Source organism: Mycolicibacterium sp. TUM20985, from assembly GCF_030295745.1.
Classification (GTDB): domain Bacteria; phylum Actinomycetota; class Actinomycetes; order Mycobacteriales; family Mycobacteriaceae; genus Mycobacterium.
The window spans coordinates 65577-85005 of record NZ_AP027291.1; the positions used below are offsets into that span (position 1 = coordinate 65577).

Annotated in this window: 21 protein-coding genes and 1 pseudogene; 15 read left to right on the plus strand and 7 right to left on the minus strand. The window is 67.2% G+C overall.

The features are described 5' to 3' along the window. Positions 1-38: 38 nt before the first annotated feature. The 11 genes from QUE68_RS00300 (at position 39) to QUE68_RS00350 (ending at position 10581) form a co-directional block, all read left to right on the plus strand. Positions 39-836, plus strand: coding sequence for a polysaccharide deacetylase family protein (locus QUE68_RS00300; protein ID WP_286274979.1), 798 nt, complete (start codon positions 39-41; stop codon positions 834-836). Beyond that, positions 833-1609, plus strand: coding sequence for an SDR family NAD(P)-dependent oxidoreductase (locus tag QUE68_RS00305; protein ID WP_286274980.1), 777 nt, complete (start codon positions 833-835; stop codon positions 1607-1609). The genes QUE68_RS00300 and QUE68_RS00305 overlap by 4 nt, the downstream gene beginning before the upstream one ends. After that, positions 1610-2332, plus strand: a complete 723-nt coding sequence (locus QUE68_RS00310) for an SDR family NAD(P)-dependent oxidoreductase (RefSeq protein ID WP_286274981.1) — start codon at positions 1610-1612, stop codon at positions 2330-2332. Then, positions 2329-3450 carry a C45 family autoproteolytic acyltransferase/hydolase gene (locus QUE68_RS00315; protein WP_286274982.1) on the plus strand — a complete coding sequence of 374 codons (1122 nt, stop codon included), beginning with the start codon at positions 2329-2331 and terminating at the stop codon, positions 3448-3450. Before QUE68_RS00310 ends, QUE68_RS00315 begins: the two co-directional genes overlap by 4 nt. Before the next feature lie 73 nt (positions 3451-3523). Continuing rightward, complete coding sequence (locus QUE68_RS00320; RefSeq protein WP_286274983.1) at positions 3524-5293, plus strand: ABC transporter substrate-binding protein; 1770 nt, start codon at positions 3524-3526, stop codon at positions 5291-5293. Between the two features lie 99 nt (positions 5294-5392). After that, entirely contained in the window at positions 5393-6718 is a 1326-nt protein-coding gene (locus tag QUE68_RS00325; protein WP_286274984.1) for an ABC transporter substrate-binding protein, read from the plus strand. 4 nt (positions 6719-6722) lie between these two features. After that, positions 6723-7502, plus strand: a complete 780-nt coding sequence (locus tag QUE68_RS00330) for an ABC transporter ATP-binding protein (RefSeq protein WP_286274985.1) — start codon at positions 6723-6725, stop codon at positions 7500-7502. Beyond that, on the plus strand, positions 7495-8220 hold the full coding sequence (locus QUE68_RS00335) for an ABC transporter ATP-binding protein (protein WP_286274986.1): 726 nt from the start codon (positions 7495-7497) through the stop codon (positions 8218-8220). The genes QUE68_RS00330 and QUE68_RS00335 overlap by 8 nt, the downstream gene beginning before the upstream one ends. Continuing rightward, positions 8217-9104 carry a branched-chain amino acid ABC transporter permease gene (locus tag QUE68_RS00340; protein ID WP_286274987.1) on the plus strand — a complete coding sequence of 296 codons (888 nt, stop codon included), beginning with the start codon at positions 8217-8219 and terminating at the stop codon, positions 9102-9104. Before QUE68_RS00335 ends, QUE68_RS00340 begins: the two co-directional genes overlap by 4 nt. Then, positions 9101-10138, plus strand: a complete 1038-nt coding sequence (locus tag QUE68_RS00345) for a branched-chain amino acid ABC transporter permease (protein ID WP_286274988.1) — start codon at positions 9101-9103, stop codon at positions 10136-10138. The genes QUE68_RS00340 and QUE68_RS00345 overlap by 4 nt, the downstream gene beginning before the upstream one ends. Before the next feature lie 11 nt (positions 10139-10149). Further along, a complete protein-coding gene (locus QUE68_RS00350; protein ID WP_286275974.1) occupies positions 10150-10581 on the plus strand; it encodes an Lrp/AsnC family transcriptional regulator in 432 nt (143 codons plus the stop codon). A gap of 27 nt (positions 10582-10608) precedes the next feature. Here the strand turns inward: QUE68_RS00350 and QUE68_RS29450 are convergent, their stop codons facing one another. The 6 genes and pseudogenes from QUE68_RS29450 to QUE68_RS00380 form a co-directional block, all read right to left on the minus strand. After that, positions 10609-10848 carry a pirin-like C-terminal cupin domain-containing protein gene (locus tag QUE68_RS29450; protein WP_353507021.1) on the minus strand — a complete coding sequence of 80 codons (240 nt, stop codon included), beginning with the start codon at positions 10846-10848 and terminating at the stop codon, positions 10609-10611. 30 nt (positions 10849-10878) lie between these two features. Continuing rightward, entirely contained in the window at positions 10879-11697 is an 819-nt protein-coding gene (locus QUE68_RS00360) for a thioesterase family protein (RefSeq protein ID WP_284232047.1), read from the minus strand. Between the two features lie 22 nt (positions 11698-11719). Next, the gene (locus QUE68_RS00365; protein ID WP_284232049.1) at positions 11720-12019 is read right to left on the minus strand and encodes a GNAT family N-acetyltransferase; all 300 of its coding nucleotides are present in this window, start codon (positions 12017-12019) and stop codon (positions 11720-11722) included. A 30-nt stretch (positions 12020-12049) separates the two neighbouring features. Further along, positions 12050-12464 (minus strand): annotated as a pseudogene (locus QUE68_RS00370) (pirin family protein). A gap of 19 nt (positions 12465-12483) precedes the next feature. Continuing rightward, positions 12484-12897 carry an EVE domain-containing protein gene (locus QUE68_RS00375; protein ID WP_284232051.1) on the minus strand — a complete coding sequence of 138 codons (414 nt, stop codon included), beginning with the start codon at positions 12895-12897 and terminating at the stop codon, positions 12484-12486. A gap of 279 nt (positions 12898-13176) precedes the next feature. Then, the gene (locus QUE68_RS00380) at positions 13177-13509 is read right to left on the minus strand and encodes a WhiB family transcriptional regulator (protein ID WP_286274989.1); all 333 of its coding nucleotides are present in this window, start codon (positions 13507-13509) and stop codon (positions 13177-13179) included. Positions 13510-13859: 350 nt separating this feature from the next. Here QUE68_RS00380 and QUE68_RS00385 point away from each other — a divergent pair, with 350 nt between their 5' ends. Then, positions 13860-14582 carry a transcriptional regulator gene (locus tag QUE68_RS00385; RefSeq protein ID WP_284232053.1) on the plus strand — a complete coding sequence of 241 codons (723 nt, stop codon included), beginning with the start codon at positions 13860-13862 and terminating at the stop codon, positions 14580-14582. 12 nt (positions 14583-14594) lie between these two features. Here the strand turns inward: QUE68_RS00385 and QUE68_RS00390 are convergent, their stop codons facing one another. Further along, positions 14595-15977, minus strand: a complete 1383-nt coding sequence (locus QUE68_RS00390; RefSeq protein WP_284232055.1) for a MinD/ParA family ATP-binding protein — start codon at positions 15975-15977, stop codon at positions 14595-14597. Positions 15978-16545: 568 nt separating this feature from the next. Between QUE68_RS00390 and QUE68_RS00395 the strand changes: the two genes are divergently transcribed. Genes QUE68_RS00395 through eccA form a run of 3 tightly spaced genes read left to right on the plus strand, consistent with a single transcriptional unit; the run spans position 16546 to position 19427 of the window. Continuing rightward, positions 16546-17322 (plus strand): ESX secretion-associated protein EspG, encoded by a 777-nt coding sequence (locus tag QUE68_RS00395; RefSeq protein WP_284234644.1) that lies wholly within the window; start codon positions 16546-16548, stop codon positions 17320-17322. Next, positions 17303-17713, plus strand: coding sequence for a YbaB/EbfC family DNA-binding protein (locus QUE68_RS00400; RefSeq protein ID WP_454786410.1), 411 nt, complete (start codon positions 17303-17305; stop codon positions 17711-17713). Before QUE68_RS00395 ends, QUE68_RS00400 begins: the two co-directional genes overlap by 20 nt. Next, positions 17706-19427: a type VII secretion AAA-ATPase EccA gene (eccA, locus tag QUE68_RS00405; RefSeq protein ID WP_286274990.1), complete on the plus strand. Its 1722-nt coding sequence runs from the start codon at positions 17706-17708 to the stop codon at positions 19425-19427. Before QUE68_RS00400 ends, eccA begins: the two co-directional genes overlap by 8 nt. Positions 19428-19429: the final 2 nt, after the last annotated feature.

Consider the following 19429-nt stretch of genomic DNA (forward strand, 5'->3'; position numbering starts at 1 on the left):
GCATGTCCCGACAACCACGCCCGACGACAATCACCCAAATGTCAGCAGGATCGAAGAGGGAATGGCCTGGTGGCGCTCCGTTCGCCGCCAGCATCACGTTCGACTTCGACGCTGAAGAGGTATGGCTGGGAGAGGACCCGGCCAACGCGAATCGGCCGGGTGTGCTGTCACAGGGCACCTACGGGCCGAAGGTCGCCATCCCGTTGCTATTGGAGTTGTTGGAGCGCCACGGTGTCACGGCAACGTTCTACGTCCCCGGTGGTGACGCCGAGCGCCATGGCGATCGGGTCCGCGAGATCCTGGCAGCCGGTCACGAAGTCGGTCACCACGGCTATACCCACCGGTCCCCGACCGCCCTGACTCGCGACGAAGAGGAGTCCGAACTGGCGCGCGGCCTAGACATTCTGCGCGGCCTGGGGGCTGAAGTGGTCGGCTACCGTTCGCCGTCGTGGGACTTCAGCCCGCATACCCTGGACTTGTTGTCCACCTACGGTTTCGAGTACTCGTCGAACCTGATGGACGACATCAACCCCTACCGACATCCCGGTGGCATCGTCGAGGTGCCGGTCTCCTGGATCCTCGACGACGCGCCGCACTTCTGGTTCGCCGGCGACACCTGGAACAAGACGATCCGGACGGTTGGCGAGGTGTACGCGCTCTGGAAGGACGAACTCGACGGCATCGCCGCACTCGGTGCGCACTACATGCTCACCATGCATCCGCAATTCATCGGTCGCCCATCTCGGCTGGTCTTGCTCGACCGGCTACTGAACGACATCTCCGCGGCCGGAGCATGGGTCGCGCCCACCCGCGACGTTGCGCGGGTGGTGTCGTGACCACCGACTCACACCGCTGCGCCATCGTCACCGGCGCGGCGCACGGCCTCGGTCGCAGCGTCGCGGCACGCCTGCTCGCCGAGGGCTGGTGCGTCGTCGCCGCAGACGTGAGCGACGACGTGGGCGAGCACTTCGGGGCTGGCGCGTTCGACGGCCGGGTGCGTGCCGCGATTGCCGACATCGCGCTGCCCGACACCGCCGAGGCGCTTGTGCGCACGGCGATGGCGTCGTACGGACGTCTCGACGCCGTCGTGAACAACGCGGGCATCGGCGGACCCAGCGGCGACCTCGACACCGTGGCAATACAGGACGTGGTGCGGACTCTCGACGTCAATCTGCTTGGGCCCGTGCGATTGTGCCGCGCGGCGATCCCGCACCTGAAGGCGCGGGGGTCCGGCCGAATCGTCAACGTCGGATCATTGTTCGCCGACCAGCCGGTCGTCGGTGGAAGCGCCTACATCATGTCGAAGGCCGCCTTGCGCAGCTTGACGCACTGCCTGGCGCTGGAACTGGGTCCGAGCGGTGTCACGGTGAACACCGTCGCTCCGGGCTACATGATGACCCGCATGCACAAGGAGGAGGTCGCGTCGCAGGCCCGCGCGGCGGGGATCGGTCCCGACGACAGAATGTCGCAACTGCGCGAATCCGTACCGCTTCGCAGACACGGCAACGGTGACGACGTCGCAGGTGCGGTCGTCTGGTTGTTGTCCGACGACGCCGCATACGTCACTGGCCAGACGATCGGTGTCAACGGCGGGATCCAGGTCAGCTAGATGACGCGCCGATTGATCGTCACGGGCGCGGCATCCGGGATCGGAGCGGCCGTCGTAGACCACGCCCTTGACGCGGGTTGGTCGGTGATCGGAATCGACCGCGCGTTTGCGTTCCGCACCGAATCACGTCACCGCACGATCACCGCCGACGTCGCGGAACCGGGTGAGGTGACCGCCGCAGTCGATGCCGCGATCACCGGATGGGATGGACCGCCCGACAGTTTGGTGCACTGCGCCGGGATCTACCGCGTGACGCCGAGCGCGACCGCCGACGCGGCGGGATGGGATGACGTCGTCGGCGTGAATGCCAGGGGCAGCTTCCTCATGGCCCAGGCGGTCGCGTCAACGATGATCCATTATGGGACAACGGGTTCCATCGTCCTGCTCGGTTCGGTCGCCGCCGGACGCGGCGATAGGGGCGAGCCGAGTGCGGCCTATGCCGCCAGCAAGGGGGCGGTGTCGTCGATGGCACGCCAGCTCGCCGTCGAGTGGGGTGGGTCGGGGATCCGCGTCAACTGTGTGGTTCCAGGCGTCATCGATACGGCCATGACGACTGTCACCTCCGACGCCGGAGCCGCCGTCGCGCTGCTTCGGCGACTACCGTTGGGACGTCTGGGCACCGCCGGTGAGGTGGCCGCCGCGTGCCTGTTTCTCGCAGGAACCGAGAGCTCCTACATCACCGGAACCGAAATCCTAGTCGACGGAGGTTATCTCGCGTCATGACCGACCACGAACTACCCGTCATCGGTGTGAGCGGCGGCGCCCACGATCGTGGTGCTCAATATGGTGAGCGAGCCGCCTCGCGGGTCCGTCGGACGCGCGACGCCTATGCCGAGGTCTATGGACACTTCGCCACCTGGGATTGGGATCGGGTCCGCGACGAGGCGCGGGCCTTCATCGACCCCATCGAGAGGTTCCATCCGGCGTCACTGTCTGAGATGCGCGGGATTGCCGAGGGCAGCGGTCTGGAGTTCCTCGACGTCTTGGCAATGAATTTGCGTACCGAGATCCTGTTCGCCGCCAAGGTCAGATCGGCGGGAAAGCTCCCGCCCGTCCTGGAGTGCACGTCGTTCTCCTCGCTCACCGAGTCCGGTGAGCGACTTATCGGTCAGACCTGGGACTGGCTCACGTTCTCGGCTGACACTGTGGTGCTCCTCGAGTCAGAGCCCGACGACGGGCCGAGTTTCATGACGGTCGTCGAAGCGGGCCTCCTCGCGAAGTTCGGCATGAACTCCGCGGGTCTGGTCGTGGCCACCAACGCCTTGGTCTCCGGCATGGACGCTGGCGCACCCGGCGTGCCGTACCACGTGATGCTCCGCGCGCTGCTGGGGTGTCGCACGCCGACCGAGGCGGCGACCATACTGCAGTCGGCACCCCGATCGTCGTCGGCCAACTACGTGATCGGCAGCGGCGACGGCCTCGTCGTAGATGCCGAGGCGCGGCCGGGCGGATTCGACGCCATCTCTTGGCAATTGCCCGACGACCGCGGTCTTCTCCTGCACACCAATCACTTCTCCGTGGCTCCGCTGCGCGACCTCGGCGGCACCGACGTGGGCATCGCGCTGATGGCCGACTCGCTGTTCCGGCTGCAGCGCGTCCGAGACCTGCTGCGTGCCACGCCCGATCCCGGGGTCGGCGACTGGCAGCGAATCCTGTCGGACCACGCGGGGAATCCGTCGGGCATCTGTTGTCATCCCGATCCTGACGCGATGCCGTTGGACCAGTGGACGACCGCGACCGGTGTCGTGTTCGAACCCGCCAAACGGCGCGCCCACATCTCCGTGGGAAACCCATGCGAGGGCCGCTGGATTATGCGCGACTACGTTTCGGCCTGGGCGTAGACTCTTCGCCACTGCCTCTCCCGCCGGCCCTCCGCTACGGTCACCAGGGCTCGAAGCGGCGCAAAGGAGATGGATGTCCAGGGTCGTCGCCGAACTCGTCCTCGAGGCGGGGGCGCGCTCACACGCGGCGCCCGAGAACGTTCCAGGGGACGTGCTCCGCTACGCACGGGCGTTCTTCCAAACCACCCGAGACTCCTTGCGATTCCTGTGGCGGCGCGATGACACATGGCTCGCGGTCCACCTCGTCCGTACCCGATACGACCCCGAATTCCCTGCGGCCGTGCGCCGCTCGTCGGCATGGGCGGCCGGTGAGCGGGTTTCGGTGCGGATCGCGGAGGTCGACATGCCGCGTGGCGTCACCGTCCGCGAAGTGGACGTCCTGACCCTCTTGGCGCTCGGGTTGACCAATTCCGGTATCGCCGAACGGCTCGGCACCAGTGCGCGCACGGTCTCCACGCAGATCGAACGGCTGCTGACCAAGCTGGATCAGGGCACCCGGGGTGGGCTGGCGGCGCTCGCAGTCGACTCGGGGTTGTTGCGCCTGCCGATCCCGGGAGGCGTCGACGGCACGCCGGGCATCGGGGTGGTCGAGTTGGAGGCGATCGTCAACAAGGTCCCTCGGGCCGAGGTCGCCCCGCTGCGACCGGCGTATCCACGCAAACGTCCCCTGGTCGTCGGAGCGCTGATCCCGGCCGGAGCCGCCGCAGCCGACGGCGTTGAGGTCTTGCACGGGTCGACGTTGGCGGTCGAGGAACTCAACGCCATGGGTGGTGCGTCGGGACGGCCGGTCGAATTGGTGACCGCCGAAGTGGATCTGTTCAGCTGGGACAGCGTGCAACGCGGTCTCGGCCGACTCTTCGACCTCGAGGTAGACGCGATCACCACCAGCTATGCCAGCGCCGAGAACTCGGCCGTCATCGACATGGTGGCCGACTACGGCAAGCCGTTTCTCCACACCGCGACCTTCGCCGAGCAGGTGGAGCAGACCGAGGCCGACCCGGCCAGATTCGGCGCGGTGCTTCAGACGTGCGCGTCGGAGACGTTCTACGGCGTGGGCCTGGTGCGTCTGCTCACAGACCTCGAACGGCGCGGTCTGTGGCGCCCGCATGGCCGCGGCATCGTCAGCATCGAAGCCGCGACGTCGAGCACCAGGGTCACGAACGAACACTTCTTGGCGACCGCGGGGCGGGCCCGATGGTCGGTGGAGGACCTCATCCGTGTTCCGGTCAGCACCACCGACTGGGCCTCCGTTGCGGCCAGGGTGGCACGGTCGGAACCCGAGGTCGTCATGGTCACCCACTTCCTCGATCAGGAGGTGGCGGCATTCCAGCGAGCGTTCGTGGCGACGGGATTGCCCGCCCTGGTGTATTGCGTGTACGGGCCGTCGATCCCGCGCTTTCAGACCGCGCTCGGCGCTGCTGCCGACGGAGTGATCTGGTCGACGACGACGGGCACATACGACGACGCACTCGGCAGGCGCTTCCGTGGCCAGTACACCGCCAGGTTCGGCCGACCACCGGGATGGTCACAGGCAGGTGCGGCGTACGACCAGGTCAACCTGCTGGCGGCTGCCTGGTCGGCGACGGCCACCCGGGGCACCGAAGACGTCATCCGCTACCTGCGCCGGTGGCCGCACCGCGGGGTCAACGGGGTGTACTACTTCGGCGAACACAAGCACTCGACGCTGTCCTACCCCGACTCGACGCCGGACGCGTCGATGGGCCAGGCCCACATGATCTACCAGATCCAGGACGGCACCCACCACGTGCTTTCTCCTGAGCCGTTCGGGAAGCTGTCGCGGTTCCGGTTGCCTTCGTGGTGCCCGCCCGCCCTGTCGGCCTGAGCAAAGCGAGAGGGGTATCCGTCAATTGACGGATGCATCCCCTGCTGGCTGGCCGATGTACTGACACATACCGGTACGGCGATGCAAAGGAGCACCACGATGCCAGAAACGCCAGCCAAGGACAGACAGCGCGGCGTCTCTCGGCGCAACTTCGTCACGGGGGTCGGGGCAGCGGGCGTAGGGGGCTTGGTGGTCGGTGGCGCGGCCGGGTGGGCCGTCAAGCCGTCGAATGGGGGTGCTTCGACTGCCGCGTCCTCTGGCGACTCGATCAAGATCGGCAGCGTCGCTCCGATCACCGGACCCTATTCGGGTGACGGCGAGGAGATGGTGCGCGGCGCGCAGATGGCGGTCGACGAGGTCAATGCGACGGGCGGTGTCGCCGGCCGCAAGCTCGAGTTGGTCACCGCCGACATCTCCGACCAGGCACCCGAGAACTTCATTCAAGCCGCACAGCGACTGGTGTCCCAGGAGCAGGTTGTCGCGGCGTTCTCGGGCTACACGTCGACGACGTCCGCCGAGTACGGTATCTACGGCGACGCGGGCGTTCCGCTGTTGCACACCAACACCCTTCAGGCCAACACCGATTTCGTCGTCGACAACGGCATCTCGAACGTCTTCCAGTGCTGTCCGACCGAGATTTGGTACGCCGAGGGCTTCATCCAGCTGATGCAAGAGTGGATCCGCACCAAGGCGTGGACGCCGCGCACCAATACGGTCGCCATCATCACGAGCAACGACTCCTACAGCATCTCGATTGCCACCGTCTTCTCCGACGGCATCAAGAAGCTCGGCTGGAACGTGACTCTCAATGATCAAGTCACGGCGCCGAACGCGGACTGGGGCCCACAGCTGGCCCGGATCCGCTCCAATCCCCCCGACCTGATCTTCATCACCGACTACCTCGCCGGTGATCTCGCGGGCTTCGCCACCCAGTTCGCCAGTGCCCCAACGCCGTCACTGCTCTATCAGCAGTACGGTCCGAGCGTTCCGGAGTATCTCGATCTCGCCAAGGGCGCCGCCAACGGAGTGCTCTGGTCCACCACGATCGGCACGCTGCCCGACGAGATCGGCGTGGACTTCCGCGAGCGTTACCAGGCCAAGTTCGGCGCGCCAGCCGGTCTCAGCCAGTCGGGTGCGCAGTACGACACCGTGCGACTCTGGGCCCGCGCTGCTGCGCAGGCCGGTGACCCGACCGACTTCAAGAAGGTCAGTGAGTTCCTCAAGGCCAGCGTGTTTCGCGGGGTCGTCGGCACCTACCGCTTCGACCAGAAGGAACTGACCGCCCTGCCGTACCCGGACAAGGTCAACGATCCCAGTCTGGCCATGCCCCACCTGACCTATCAGATCCAGGACGGCAAGCAGGTCTTGCTCTCACCGCCTCCGTACGCCCAGGGGTCCTTCGTGCTTCCGGCCTGGATCCGCTGAACCCGTGACGGATCCGCTGTTCCAAACCGATGCGTTGACGAAGCGATTCGGTGGCCTGACGGCGGTTGACGATGTCTCGATGTCCGTTCTGCCCGGACAGGTCTTCGGCATCGCCGGACCGAATGGCGCGGGTAAGACGACCTTCTTCGACGTGGTGACCGGCATGACTCGTGCGACGTCGGGCGATGTGAGATTCCGTGGCGAAGTCCTCACCCGTGCCAGCGTCACGCAGATCTGTCACCGCGGTATCGCCAGGACCTTTCAACACCCCGTGGTCTTCGACACGGAGACGGTGCTGGCGAACGTAGTGGTTGGCGCCCACTTCGGTGGCGGGCGACGGTGGTGGAGGGCGATGCGCAAGGACCGTCAAACGCTCGAACGTGCTTGGACGGAACTCGAGTTCGTCGGTCTGGCGGGGCAGGCAGGTGTGAACGCGGGTCCGCTGCCGGTGTTCGACAAGAAGAAGTTGATGATCTCGTCCGCCCTGGCCACCGATCCCGAAATGCTGTTCCTCGACGAACCCTTCGGCGGACTGAGCCTCGCCGAGACCGACGAGCTCATGGTGCTGCTGACCAACGTCAGGGAGCGAGGGGTGACGATCGTGCTCATCGAGCACGTGATGCGGGCGCTGATGGCGTTGTCTGACCGCGTGCTGATCATGAACCAGGGCAGGACGTTGTTCGAGGGCACGCCAGCCGAAGTGGTCGCACACGAAGACGTGGTGCGCGTCTATCTCGGCGAGAGCATGGTCACCACCACTGACGATGGGGCGAACGATGCCTGAGGCCGTCCTCGAGATCAGTGGCCTCCACGCGGGCTACGGGGCAGCCACGGTGGTTCGGGGTGTCGACCTAGTGGTCGCCTCTGGTGAACTCTCGGTGGTGATCGGGCCGAATGGGCACGGCAAGACCACCATCCTGCGCGCTGCCAGCGGACTGATCACCGCCAGCTCTGGTCGAATATCGTTGTCCGGCAAAGACATAACTCGGCTGAGTCCGGAACGAATCGCCGGTCGCGGCCTGGTTCACATCCCGCAGGGCGATTTGCTGTTCCCGGACATGACGGTCCTCGAGAACCTGACCCTGGGGGCGTTCCTCCGCAAGGGTGGCCGCGCTGAACGCGTCGACCGGCTTGACCTGGTGTATGGAATCTTTCCGCGATTGGCGGAGCGGCGGGGGCAGCAGGCCCGCACGTTGTCCGGCGGCGAACGCCGAATGCTCGCGCTGGGACGCGGTTTAATGGCCGACGCCACGATGATGATGATCGACGAACCCAGCCTCGGACTGGCGCCCGTCCTGGTGGACGAGGTGTATCGGCAGATCGTCGAGATCCATCGCTCCGGCATGACGATCCTGCTCGTCGAGGAGAACTTCTCCCGGGTGCGCGACGTCGCCGACCACCTGACCCTCATCGAAAACGGCACAGTCAGAGCGGGCGGCACCGTGGACGCCGTGTTGTCCGATCCTGCGGTCGCCGCCACGTATCTGGGGGTGGAGTCGTGAACCTCGCTCTGCAGACTCTGGTCAGCACCATCGTCCAGGGCTCGATCCTCGCGCTGATCACGATTGGGATGAGCCTGGTGTACGGCACCCTGCGCGTGCTGAACATGGCCCAGGGCGTGATGGTCATGGTCGGCGGCATGGCCGCGTACGTGTTCGTCGCGCAGTGGGGCCTTCCCGTCTGGGCGTCGTTGGCCTTCGCCGCCCTCATCACCTTCCTGCTCGGCATCGCGACGTTCTACGCCGCGGTGCGCCCGCTTCTCGGACGCGCAGGCGTCGACTTCGAGATGACGGCGTTCATCTCGACGTTCGCCATCGCCACCATCATCCAGAGCATCGTGTTGGCAGTCTTCGGACCGCGGCAGAAGCCGTTCCCGGAACTGACCTCCGGCCGTCTCGACCTCGTCGAGGGCGTCTCGATCACCTACCACTCGCTGCTGATGGCAGTGGTGGCGATCGTCGCCCTCGTCGGCCTAGGTATCTTCCTCAGCCGGTCGCGGTACGGCCTCGCGATCACCGCCGTTGCCCAGAACATCGATGCGGCAAGGCTGATGGGGATTCCTGCTCGTCGGGTGTACGTCATCACGATCGGCCTGGCGGCAGCCCTGGCAGGCATTGCGGGTGTGTTGTTGGCACCCATTTACTTCGTGTATCCAAACTCCGGGGACCTCCCGTTGCTGCAAGCCATGATCGTGGCGATCTTCGCCGGGCTTGGCAGTGTGCGCGGCACCATCATCGCCGCCTACATCATCGGATTCATACAAGCGGGGGTGTCGATCTACTGGAGTTCGACGTTCGCACTGCCCGTGCTCTACGCCGTGATCCTCGCCGTTTTGATCGTGCGCCCGTGGGGCATCGACGGCAAGCCGCAGGAGGCTCGTCTGTGAGCATCGAGAACGCGCCGCTCGTCGCGCCAACCAGAAGCTGGTCGGCAGCCGACATGGGCTGGCCGCGCCCACAGTGGATCGCGCTGACGGTGGGGCTGCTTGCCGCCGTGGCACTTCCCTTCGTCGTGCCCAACAGCAGCTGGCTGGTCACCGCAACGCTCGGGGCCATCTGGCTGACCCTGAATCAGAGTTGGAATCTCGTCCTCGGATTCTCGGGCATTTGGCACTTCGGCCAGCTTGCGATCTACGCGATCGGCGCTTACGTGGCGGCTCTGCTGAGCCTGCACACGGCGTTACCCGCGGTGGCGACGATCCTCCTTGGTGGGTTCGCGTCACTGCTGGTGTCGATCCTGCTCGCCCTGCCCGCGTTACGCCTTCGGGGAATCTACGTGGCGCTCATGACATTCGGGTTCGGCGAAGTCGTCAGGCTCCTCATCATCTCCGATCAGACGGGGCTCACCGGAGGGTCCTTCGGGCTATCGGGCTATGCCGGTTTCGGACTTGCCGGCACGAGCGGCCTCGCGAAGGACCGTGCGTCGTACTGGATCGCCCTCGGCGTGGCGGTGGCGACGGGGGTCGTCCTGTACCTCGTCGTCCGTTCCCCTCTCGGCAGCGCACTGGTTGCCCTGCGGGATAATTCGGCGCTCGCCGCGGCGCGCGGAATCAGCCCGCGTACCTACCAGATGGTGGTGTTCGGCCTTTCGGGTTTCTTCGCGGGTATCGCTGGCACGCTGTACGCCTTCGTGTTCGGAGTCGTGTCCCCCAGCATGATGGGCCTGGCGCCGATGACTCTTCTCGTCACGATGCTGGTCGTCGGCGGCCTCGGCACTTTGACCGGGCCGATCGTCGGCACGGTCATCATGACTTTCGTCCAGACGCGGCTGCAGAGTTGGCCCGACTACCGGCTGATCGTGCTAGGCCTCATCCTCCTGCTGATGATCGTGGCGGTGCCGCGCGGTCTCGTCCCCGTGCTGGCGAGCGCGAGGGGCAGGCTCACCGCCTGGATGGACGGGGACGAGGAACCCGCCGATTGAGCGCGGACCCTATGTCGGAGGCCATCATCGAGGAGCTGCAAATCGACGGCCGCCGATCCTATGGCGACATCGGGAAGGCAGTCGGGCTGTCGGAGGCCGCAGTCGGCCAGCGCGTGCGGCGCATGGTCCACACCGGCCTCGTGCAGATCGTCGCGGTCACGGATCCGATGCAGCTCGGCTTCGCACGTCAGGCGATGATCGGCATCCGCTGCACGGGAGACACCAACGATGTCGCCGACGAGCTCGCGGCCGTCGACTCGGTCGTGTATGTGGTGCTGACGGCAGGTTCCTTCGACGTCATCGTCGAAGTGGTCTGCGTGGATGACGACCACCTGGTCGACGTGCTCAACACAGAGATCCGCGCCATCCCGGGGGTGATGACGACCGAGACATTGGTCTATCTCAAACTCGTCAAACAGCAATACGATTGGGGCAGTCGGTAGCAGCACTCCGACGTCCGCGTGACTCGTCTACGGCCACCATCGAGCACGCCGGCATGGTGCGCAGCCGTGCCTCCCGAGTGGCCCATGACCACCGACAAGACGGGTGCGCAGACCACCGTCGTAGGTGCGGCCGACGAAGTTCCACCACATGATCGGCTCCTCGCCGAACGGCGGCCCGCCCTGGAGCAGCACCCGCGCCGGGCCCTGGCCGGTGTTGGTGAGCGCGACCGTGTCATGGCCGGGCGACTGGTACCACAGGTCGGCCACGGCCAGGGCGGTCCCGCCTGCGTCAGGCAGTCAATTCAGCGTTCGCGGGCTGAAGCCCGAGTTGGCGAGGGTCGTGGCGGTGGCCGTGCCAATCTGTCCTCGCTGATCGAACAGGACGGCCGTGCCCGTCGCGATTCCATCGTGACCGGTGAACGTCAATGCGGCGAGGCCGATGTCCGTGCCCTCGGGTAGCCGGCTCAGTGCCAACGTGTAGTCGGCATTGATGTACTGCAAACCCGTTGTGCCGTAGTGAGTCAACGAGCTGGCAACGTCCCCCGCCATGGAGGCGCGGGTGAACGGTGTCGTCGGCACGCCGTCGATGAGTGGCACCAGGTCACGGACCCAGACGAACTTCGGGCCATCGTGCTGCCACTCATTCAGGTCGAAACTGCGGCCCGCGACGTCGGGATCCCGGCCGTAGGCCCAGACGAGCAGTGGTACGCCGGCGGCCAGCTTCGCCGGGGTCGGTGGCACCGCCGGCATCCGCAGCGGTGAGGTCCAGATTTCTCCGGGCGGCTGGTCGCCCCGTCGCAGGAACAACGCCGTCGCCCGCGCCACGGCCCTGTCGTCCTGCAGGAGTTCAGCTTCGACGAGGGTCAGCCGCTTGCCCTGCCGGACGATCGACGACCGGGCGAGCAACGTCGCCATGGCGGCGGGGCGCAGCAGGTCGACGGTCAGACGCGCGGGTTGCAGGCCGGGGTCCTCGACGGCGCGCTCCAGAACGTGGCCCAGGATGCCCCCGACGAAGTTGCCGCCGATCGTGGAGCCCCACGGGCCGTTCGCCATCGCGGTGGGCGCGAAGCCGTCCCCGTCGAGGGTGAAGAACGCCGGCGCCAGTGGTGTGCTCATCGCGACCGACGATATCCGGGTGTCAGACCGTATCGGTGATGTCCTCGTATTCGGGGTGGCGGTCGATGTAGTCGGCCACCATCGAGCACGCCGGAACGATCCGCAGGCCCGCCTCCCGCGTGGCCTGCAGCGCCTCGGCGACCAGGATCGTGGCGAGCCCGCGGCCCTGGAACGCCCGGTCCACCTCGGTGTGCGGGAAGGTACGTCGGCCGTTTCGGTCGGAGTATTCGGCGAGCCCGACGGTCTGACCGTCGACGGCGATGGTGAAGCGGTCGGCCTCGGCCGCGACGATAGTGTCCGCACCCGTCTTGTCGGTGGTCATGGGGCTCCTCGGGTCAGGGGTTGGGTCGGGTCAGGGGTTGGGGCGGGGAAGCACGGTGGTGTTCGGCAGGGGTGGCGCGGACAGGCGTCTACCCGGATAGCCGTCGACGGAACCAAAGCGGTCGTCGTGCTCCTCCCACTGACGGCGGAGCGGACGATCTCGTCGTGGGTCCGGCCGACGAAGTTCCACCACATGATCAGCAGCGCGACCCACAGCTGCACCCCGTGCAGGATCGGCGCGCTGGGGCTGGACACCTCGGAGTGGCAGATTCCGGCGCCCGCCGTCATCAGGTTTGAGGTCACCGGGCAGGACCGTCGCGCGGCAGCGTCCGTCGAACCCGGAGGGCGCGAGGACCACCGAGGGGTACGTCGCGGGGATGCAGCACACCGGTGAAACGCGAAGCCCGACAAGCGACTTGGTCGGGTGCCGCCTCGGTGTTGCTCACCCGGCCAGGGTATCGGGCGTCACCCCGTCATCGCGGTGCGGATCACGTCGAAGTCGTGGTCGTCGATATCGAAGACACCGAACCGGAAGCGGTATCCCCACTGCGCCGGGTTCTCGATGAAGTCGAGCTGCTCGATGAGGGGTCGGATCGGCGTCTCCCGGCAGGCCAGGAACTCGACCCGACGACGCCACGGCTGAAACTGGGGGTCGAAGTCCTCCTGATACACCTCGTCGTCGGATACCCGACCGATCGCCGTGAACGCCTGGAGTGGGTCGCCATCGGGGTAGTCGGTCTTCGGCGAGTAGAAGATGATCCAGTCGTCGCGGGCCATTCTGCGCAGCATGTGGGGCTTGCCGTGGTTGGCCTGGGTGAAGCCACCCGCCACGCCGCGCTGTACATGGCCGCGGCTGACGGTGTTGATCCATTTCGTCATGGGGTCACGGTAGGAGCGGCCCCCGACAGGCGCCGTAGGTTATCCACAGGCCCGGAAAACCACGAAGCCGCCGATGCTAGGCATCGGCGGCTCGGGCGACGGTACCGCCATGGCGCCTCACGGCAAGTGGTCGCTCTAGGCGACGAATTTAGTTGGTACCCGGGGCATGTCCAGCACCGTCGACAACAGTTTAACCGCACACCCGCCCTCGGGTATTCCGAACCGGCGACCCCTCGACGCCGGAAACCGGCCACTGCGCGCCAAGCCCCACGTCAGGGGTCAGGCAGATTCCAGGAAATGCTCGACGAAGATGCGCCGGGCGCGGACGGGATAGCCGTTGCGTTCGGCCAACTCGCGCAGCTGGCGCAGCGCGTGCCCCCGGCCTCGGCCCGCCTCGGGCACCACGATGCCGGCCCAGAGCCCTTCGGCGCGCGGCAGCTCGACGGCTTCTCGGGCGCAGGCCCATCGTCGCGTGCACGCCCGGCAGATGGACTTGGCGTCCTCGTCGGCGGCGGTCGTCCATCGTTCGGGATCTCTGGTGCACTCGCCGAGCGGGAGGCCGTCGAGGCCGATTGGCGTGGTCTCCGCTGGTCTGTTCCCCGCTGCCTTCATGTCGTCACTCCTCGTCGTTGCTTGCGCAGTGGGTGCGCCGCGTTGAGGCGAATCTATATCACTAACCGTAGCGACGCAACGGTTCGAACTGAAGCACCGAGATGTAATTCGGGTTGCCTTGGCAGAGACGATGCCCCGATGCTGCCGGTCGCGCCGTGCCAAAGCCGCCGAGCAAATGGTGAATTTGCAGCTCAGGCACACTCTAGGCACGATTGGGATGCCGTGCGGATGGCCTTGACGTGCTTCCGTAGCGATGAGATGGTTTCTGGGTGGACCGCAGGTCGTCGTGCCGTGCTGCTACGGTTTTCCCTGCAGCCAAGCCATAGCAGTGCATCGAGGGACCAGCAGAGATGACGACCGACGCGCACGACGATGCCGAGCCGCTGGATCCCGGCATGGCCCGGGCGGGTGCGGCCGCCGCGGCCCGTCGGCGCGAGCTCGACATCAGTCAACGCAGTCTGGCCGCCGACGGGATCATCAACGCCGGCGCGCTGATTGCGTTCGAGAAGGGCAGGAGCTGGCCGCGCGAGAAGACCCGGGCGAAGCTCGAGGAAGTGCTGCAGTGGCCGCCGGGAACCATCAACCGGATCAGGACCGGCGCCGACGAGCCGGCGGACGCGGTGCGACGGGAACGGGCCGGTGACGAGGGCTCGTTGATTGCCGAGGCGGTGGTCGCCGCCGTCAACACCCTCGGCTCGACGATCGATTCGTTGCCGCCCGCCGACGACCCCGACTTCATGCCGCGGATCACCACGATCCTGTCCGATCTGCGTCAGCTCGAAGCGGTCACCGCACGGGCGACCCGCATCGGCAGGGTGACCCCGACGCTCATCCGAGCGCTCAGCACGGTGCGGCGGCGGATGGACGAGTTGACGATGTTGGCGGCGACCGCGCCCCGCGCCACCCTGGGCCAGCGACTGTATGCCGCTCGCCGCACCGCCAACCTCACGATCGGCGAGACCGCTCAGGCTGCGGGTGTCGCCGACGACGACGTCGCCCGGGCCGAGGCCGAACAGCCCATCTCGGCGTCGGCGGTGGCCGCCATCGAGACGCTGATCGGACAGCTCGCCTGACGCCGACCCCGCCTACCGGTCGCGCCCGCGATCGTCATTGGCCGGGAAGTGCTCCGCGAGCGCGGCCGCGATCTCGATGAACTTGCGCCGCGTCGGGGCGGACATCTCGGAAGTGCCCTCGATCACACCGCCGGGGCGAAGGTGCGGATCGAAGGGCACCTCGACGACGACCTGTCCCTGACCGGCGAACTGCTGCGCCAGAATCGCGCGAGTGCGCTTGTCCGCGTGACCATCCGAGTCATTGAGCACGACGACCGTGCGACGCAACAGGTTGGTCAGCCCGCGATTGGCCAGCCAGTCCATCGTCTGCCCGGCCGCCGCGGCACCGTCGACCCATGGCGAGGAGACGACGACCAGCGCGTCGAGATCTCGAAGCACCTCCTGGGTGACGGGCGTGTCCATGGTGGAACTGCAGTCGACGATGGTGATGGAGAAGTAGCGGTCGAGGCGAGCGGCCGCCTCCCGGTAGATGGCGGGATCGAGTACCCGCCTGCGGGCGGGGCTGCCCTCACCGGCGAGGACGAACAGTCCGGCGGAGTTGTTGCCCACCCGGCTCCGAACGTCGGCGAACGTCTCGAGGTGCTGGTCGCCGGCCAGCTCCCAGTACGACCCGACGGCCTTCGGATCGACGCGACTCCCCAGCTTTCCGAACGCGGTGTCGGCGTCCAGCGCCACCACGCGGTCCTCCTGCCGAAGCTCGGCGAACACCGATCCGATGCTGGCCGACACCGTCGTCTTGCCGACGCCGCCCTTGCCCATCACGCCGACCTTGTAGTGACCCCGCAGAGCCACCTTGATCCGCGCCTCGAGTTGCGCCTGCCGAATCTCCTCGGGTGACTGACCGGGGTTCACCAGTCCGAATGTCATCTTGTAGACCATGCGGCGCCAGCCCTTGGCAGGCACGATGCGACGGCTGGGCACCAGATCATCGGCTCTTATCCGGTCGGCATAGGACCCCGTCGGTGGGGGCGGTGGGACGCGCGGATCCGGGCCGTACGGCTGCCCCGGCCATTGGCCGTACTGGGGCGCGCCCGGGGGCGGCGGGTTCGGTCGGGGTGGGCGGCCCTGCGGCCACATCTGCTGCGGCGGACCGGGTGGCGGTCCGCCCCACGGCTGCAGCGGCTCGGTCGGGCGGCTGCCCTGCGGCGGTGGCGGTGGACCGAAGCGCTGCGGCGGCGCCGGCGGGGGCGGGGGCGTGAACTGCTGAGGCGGAACGTCCGCGTCGGCGGCAGGTTCCTGCGGTGCGTCCGCAGGCACGTAATCGACGGGAGGGCGCGACGGTGGCGGCGTCGCCGCGGGGGTGACCGTCGGCTCGGCCGGGGAAGGTTCGTAGTCGGATTCCTCTGGGCCGGTCCACCCGAGTTGCCTGCGCAGGGCGTCGTCGCGATCACTCACGGCACCAGGGCTCCATTCCATTGATCAGACGACGCGCCATTCGGCATGCACCCCAGTATCAACCACTGACGACGGTTGCCACCCTGGCGTCGATCGCCGCGAGCCTCTCGCACGTCGCCAGCAAACGAATGTCTAGGTCGCGCACATCGACCGCCGCCGGGGCGGTCTGCGCTGCGTTCGTCGGTGGCCCGTACCGGGGGCCGGCTCGGACGCCGCTGGCGATACGCCGTCGTCAGCGCAGTTCATCCCAGGTGCGATTGCCGCGGAATTGGTGTATCAGAGGTTCTGAAACCGCTGGTACCCTCGTATCGAGCAGAGCTCGGGGACGGTGACGGTCGGCCCCATCACGTGTGGCCCGCGGGCAAATCTCGACGGCCGTCCCCACCCCCACGGTTCCGCGGGGGTGGGTGCCCTAGGAAGATCGGGTAAGAGGGGTTATCGACGTGGTCGGCGAAGTGCGAGCGGGTGTCGTGGCCATCGAGCGGAAGGGGAGGTAGCCGTGTCGGTGCTCTCCAACGGCAGCACCCACATCGACGACGTCGTCGCGGTCGAGGTCACGATCGACGGGATGCTCGTCATCGCCGACCGGCTGCACATGATGGAGTTTCCGCCGTCGCTCGGCATCCGCCCCAACATCCCGCAGCTCGAATTGCGCGACGTCGTCTGGGAGCAGGTCGCCCGCGACCTGACCGCGCAGGGCGTGCTGGACGTGTACGGCACGCCGCATCCCGAGGTCTCCGCGATGGTCGACACGTTGAGCCGCCCCGACCGCACCCTCGAGGGTCGCTGGTGGCGACGGGACGTCGGCGGCAAGATGGTGCGATTCGCCGTCTGCCGCAAGGGCGACCGCCATGTCATCGCCGCGCGTGACGGCGACATGATCGTGCTTCAGCGAATTGCTCCCCAGGTGGGGTTGGCCGGCATGGTGATGGCCGTCCTGGGCTCGGCCATGCCCGCCGACGTCGAACCGCTCACCGGCGTCGCCAGCAAGTTGGGGCAATCGACGACCGCGAACCAGCTGGCCCAGTTCGGCATCGATCCGCCCTCGGCCAGGTTGTACGCGGAGATCACCGCGACCCCCAGCAGCTGGGTAGAGATCACCGCGAACGAACGTCACCCGGGTGGGACCTCCACCCAGGCCGACGTCGCCGCGGGGGTGCTCGACTCCCGTCACGGGCGGATCGTGTCGATACCCCGCCGCGTCAACGGCGAGTTGTATGGCAGCTTCCTGCCGGGTACGCCCGAGAATCTGCAGCGTGCCCTCGACGGTCTGATGGAGTTCCTGCCATCGAAGGCGTGGTTCGACGAGAAGTCCGCCGAATTCGATGGCAGCCGCCCGGACTGAGGAAGGTCTTCTCCTGGTGGACGACTCCACTGCGCCACACGACGCCCCCGAGATCGACTCGGTGACGTTCACCGTGACGAACCCGCCCGCGACGGTGACCGTCTCGGCGTTCATGGACGGACGTGTCCGCCGGATCGACCTTGCACCGCAGGTGATCGCGATGACCGAGACCGACCTCGCCGACGAGATCGTCGTCATCGCGGGGTTGGCCACCAGCGATGCCAGGGCGGCGCAATACGTCCATGTCCTCGACGGCATGAGGCGGCAGGGTCACGACGAGGCCGCCACCCGCGACTTCCTCACCAGAGACCTGGACCTGCCGTCGCCGGAGGAGGCCAGTGCCGCACGCGCGCAGGTGTTTGCGATGAGGTACGCAGGTGACCATGACTGACCAATTGGCCGCCCTCTTCGGCAGCGCCGTCGGCATGCTGCCCACCGCACCTGCGCGCTCGCTGCAGATGTTCACCGAGATCACCGCGATCGACGAGACCGCGTGCGACGCCTGGGTCGGCCGGATCCGTTGCGGTGACACCGACCGGGCCACGTTGTTCCGGGCTTGGTACTCGCGGGGAGGGTTCGGGCAGTTGGCGGGCGCCGCCGAGATCTCGATGAACGGACTCGAGGCGCGCATCGAGATCGGCGGACAGTTCGGCAACATCACCTACCCGATCAATTCCCCGCTGGCCATCACCCTCGGCTTCGCGGTCAACGAGGCCGCGGTCGGCAACTACGCCGACGCCATGGAGGCCCTCGAGGGCGTCCAGGCGAGCGGCGCGGAACACCTCGTCGCCTGGGCCAAGGCGGTCGTCTACGGGGCGGCCGAACGCTGGACCGACGTGACCGACGAGGTCCGCGGGGCGACGACGTGGCCGGACAAGTTCCTCGGGGCCGCCGCAAGCGTCGCGCACGGTGTGGCCGCCGCTCACCTCGGCTTGTTCAACGAAGCGGAACGGCGTCTGACGGAGGCGAATTCGTCACCCGCCGGGGAGGCGTGCGGTCTGGCCATCGCGTGGAACCTCGCCATGACGCGACGCAGTCTGGGCAACGAGGAGTCCGCGGTCGTGCTGCTGGAGTGGTTGCAGGCCACCCATCCCGAGCCGAAGGTCACCGCGGCGCTGCGGGACCCTAGCTACCGGCTCGTCACCACCACGGCCGAGAAGATCGCGTCGCGTCGGGACCCGTGGGATCCCGCCAGCGTGGAGGCCGACACCACCGGTCGGGCCACCCTGCTAGCCGACGCCCAAGCCGAACTGGACCGGCAGATCGGCCTGAGCCGCGTCAAGGAACAGATCGAAAGATACCGGGCGGCAACGCAAATGGCGAAGGTGCGGGCGGCCCGCGGGATGAAGGTCGCCCAGCAGTCCAAGCACATCATCTTCACCGGCCCGCCGGGTACCGGCAAGACCACGATCGCCCGCGTGGTGGCCAACATCCTCGCAGGCCTCGGTGTGATCGCCGAACCGAAACTCGTCGAGACCTCCCGCAAGGACTTCGTCGCGGAGTACGAGGGGCAGTCGTCGGTCAAGACCTCGCGCACCATCGACCGTGCGGTCGGAGGCGTCCTGTTCATCGACGAGGCCTACACCCTGGTGCAGGAGCGCGACGGCCGGGCCGACCCATTCGGCACCGAGGCGCTCGACACCCTGCTGGCGCGGATGGAGAACGACCGCGACCGCCTCGTCGTCATCATCGCCGGGTATAGCGCCGACATCGACCGGCTGCTGGAGAGCAACGATGGCCTGCGGTCCCGCTTCTCCACCCGGGTGGAATTCGACTCCTATGACGCGGACGAAATCGTCGACATCGCGAAGGTGCTTGCAGAGAACAATGATTCGACCCTCAGCGAGGAGGCCGCGAAGAGGGTGCTCGAGGCGGCCACCCTGCTCAGGCAGCGCACGCTGAACGGCAAGCCCGCGCTCGACATCGCGGGCAACGGTCGCTACGCCAGGCAGCTGGTCGAAGCCGGCGAGCAGGCCAGGGACATGAGGCTGGCCCGGTCGGTGGACTTCGAGAGCCTGGACGATCAGCAGCTCAGTGAGATCGACGGTGACGACATGGCGGGTGCCATTCAGGCCGTGCACGCCCGACTGAGCATCGGCGACTGACG

Bases quoted from the DNA above. Each gene is read 5' to 3' on its own strand.
- QUE68_RS00300 (WP_286274979.1), top strand. From the start codon at position 39: ATGTCAGCAGGATCGAAGAGGGAATGGCCTGGTGGCGCTCCGTTCGCC.
- QUE68_RS00310 (WP_286274981.1), top strand. From the start codon at position 1,610: ATGACGCGCCGATTGATCGTCACGGGCGCGGCATCCGGGATCGGAGCG.
- QUE68_RS00315 (WP_286274982.1), top strand. From the start codon at position 2,329: ATGACCGACCACGAACTACCCGTCATCGGTGTGAGCGGCGGCGCCCAC.
- QUE68_RS00320 (WP_286274983.1), top strand. From the start codon at position 3,524: ATGTCCAGGGTCGTCGCCGAACTCGTCCTCGAGGCGGGGGCGCGCTCA.
- QUE68_RS00325 (WP_286274984.1), top strand. From the start codon at position 5,393: ATGCCAGAAACGCCAGCCAAGGACAGACAGCGCGGCGTCTCTCGGCGC.
- QUE68_RS00335 (WP_286274986.1), top strand. From the start codon at position 7,495: ATGCCTGAGGCCGTCCTCGAGATCAGTGGCCTCCACGCGGGCTACGGG.
- QUE68_RS00350 (WP_286275974.1), top strand. From the start codon at position 10,150: ATGTCGGAGGCCATCATCGAGGAGCTGCAAATCGACGGCCGCCGATCC.
- QUE68_RS00360 (WP_284232047.1), bottom strand. From the start codon at position 11,697: ATGAGCACACCACTGGCGCCGGCGTTCTTCACCCTCGACGGGGACGGC.
- QUE68_RS00365 (WP_284232049.1), bottom strand. From the start codon at position 12,019: ATGACCACCGACAAGACGGGTGCGGACACTATCGTCGCGGCCGAGGCC.
- QUE68_RS00375 (WP_284232051.1), bottom strand. From the start codon at position 12,897: ATGACGAAATGGATCAACACCGTCAGCCGCGGCCATGTACAGCGCGGC.
- QUE68_RS00380 (WP_286274989.1), bottom strand. From the start codon at position 13,509: ATGAAGGCAGCGGGGAACAGACCAGCGGAGACCACGCCAATCGGCCTC.
- QUE68_RS00385 (WP_284232053.1), top strand. From the start codon at position 13,860: ATGACGACCGACGCGCACGACGATGCCGAGCCGCTGGATCCCGGCATG.
- QUE68_RS00395 (WP_284234644.1), top strand. From the start codon at position 16,546: ATGCTCGTCATCGCCGACCGGCTGCACATGATGGAGTTTCCGCCGTCG.
- QUE68_RS00400 (WP_454786410.1), top strand. From the start codon at position 17,303: ATGGCAGCCGCCCGGACTGAGGAAGGTCTTCTCCTGGTGGACGACTCC.
- eccA (WP_286274990.1), top strand. From the start codon at position 17,706: ATGACTGACCAATTGGCCGCCCTCTTCGGCAGCGCCGTCGGCATGCTG.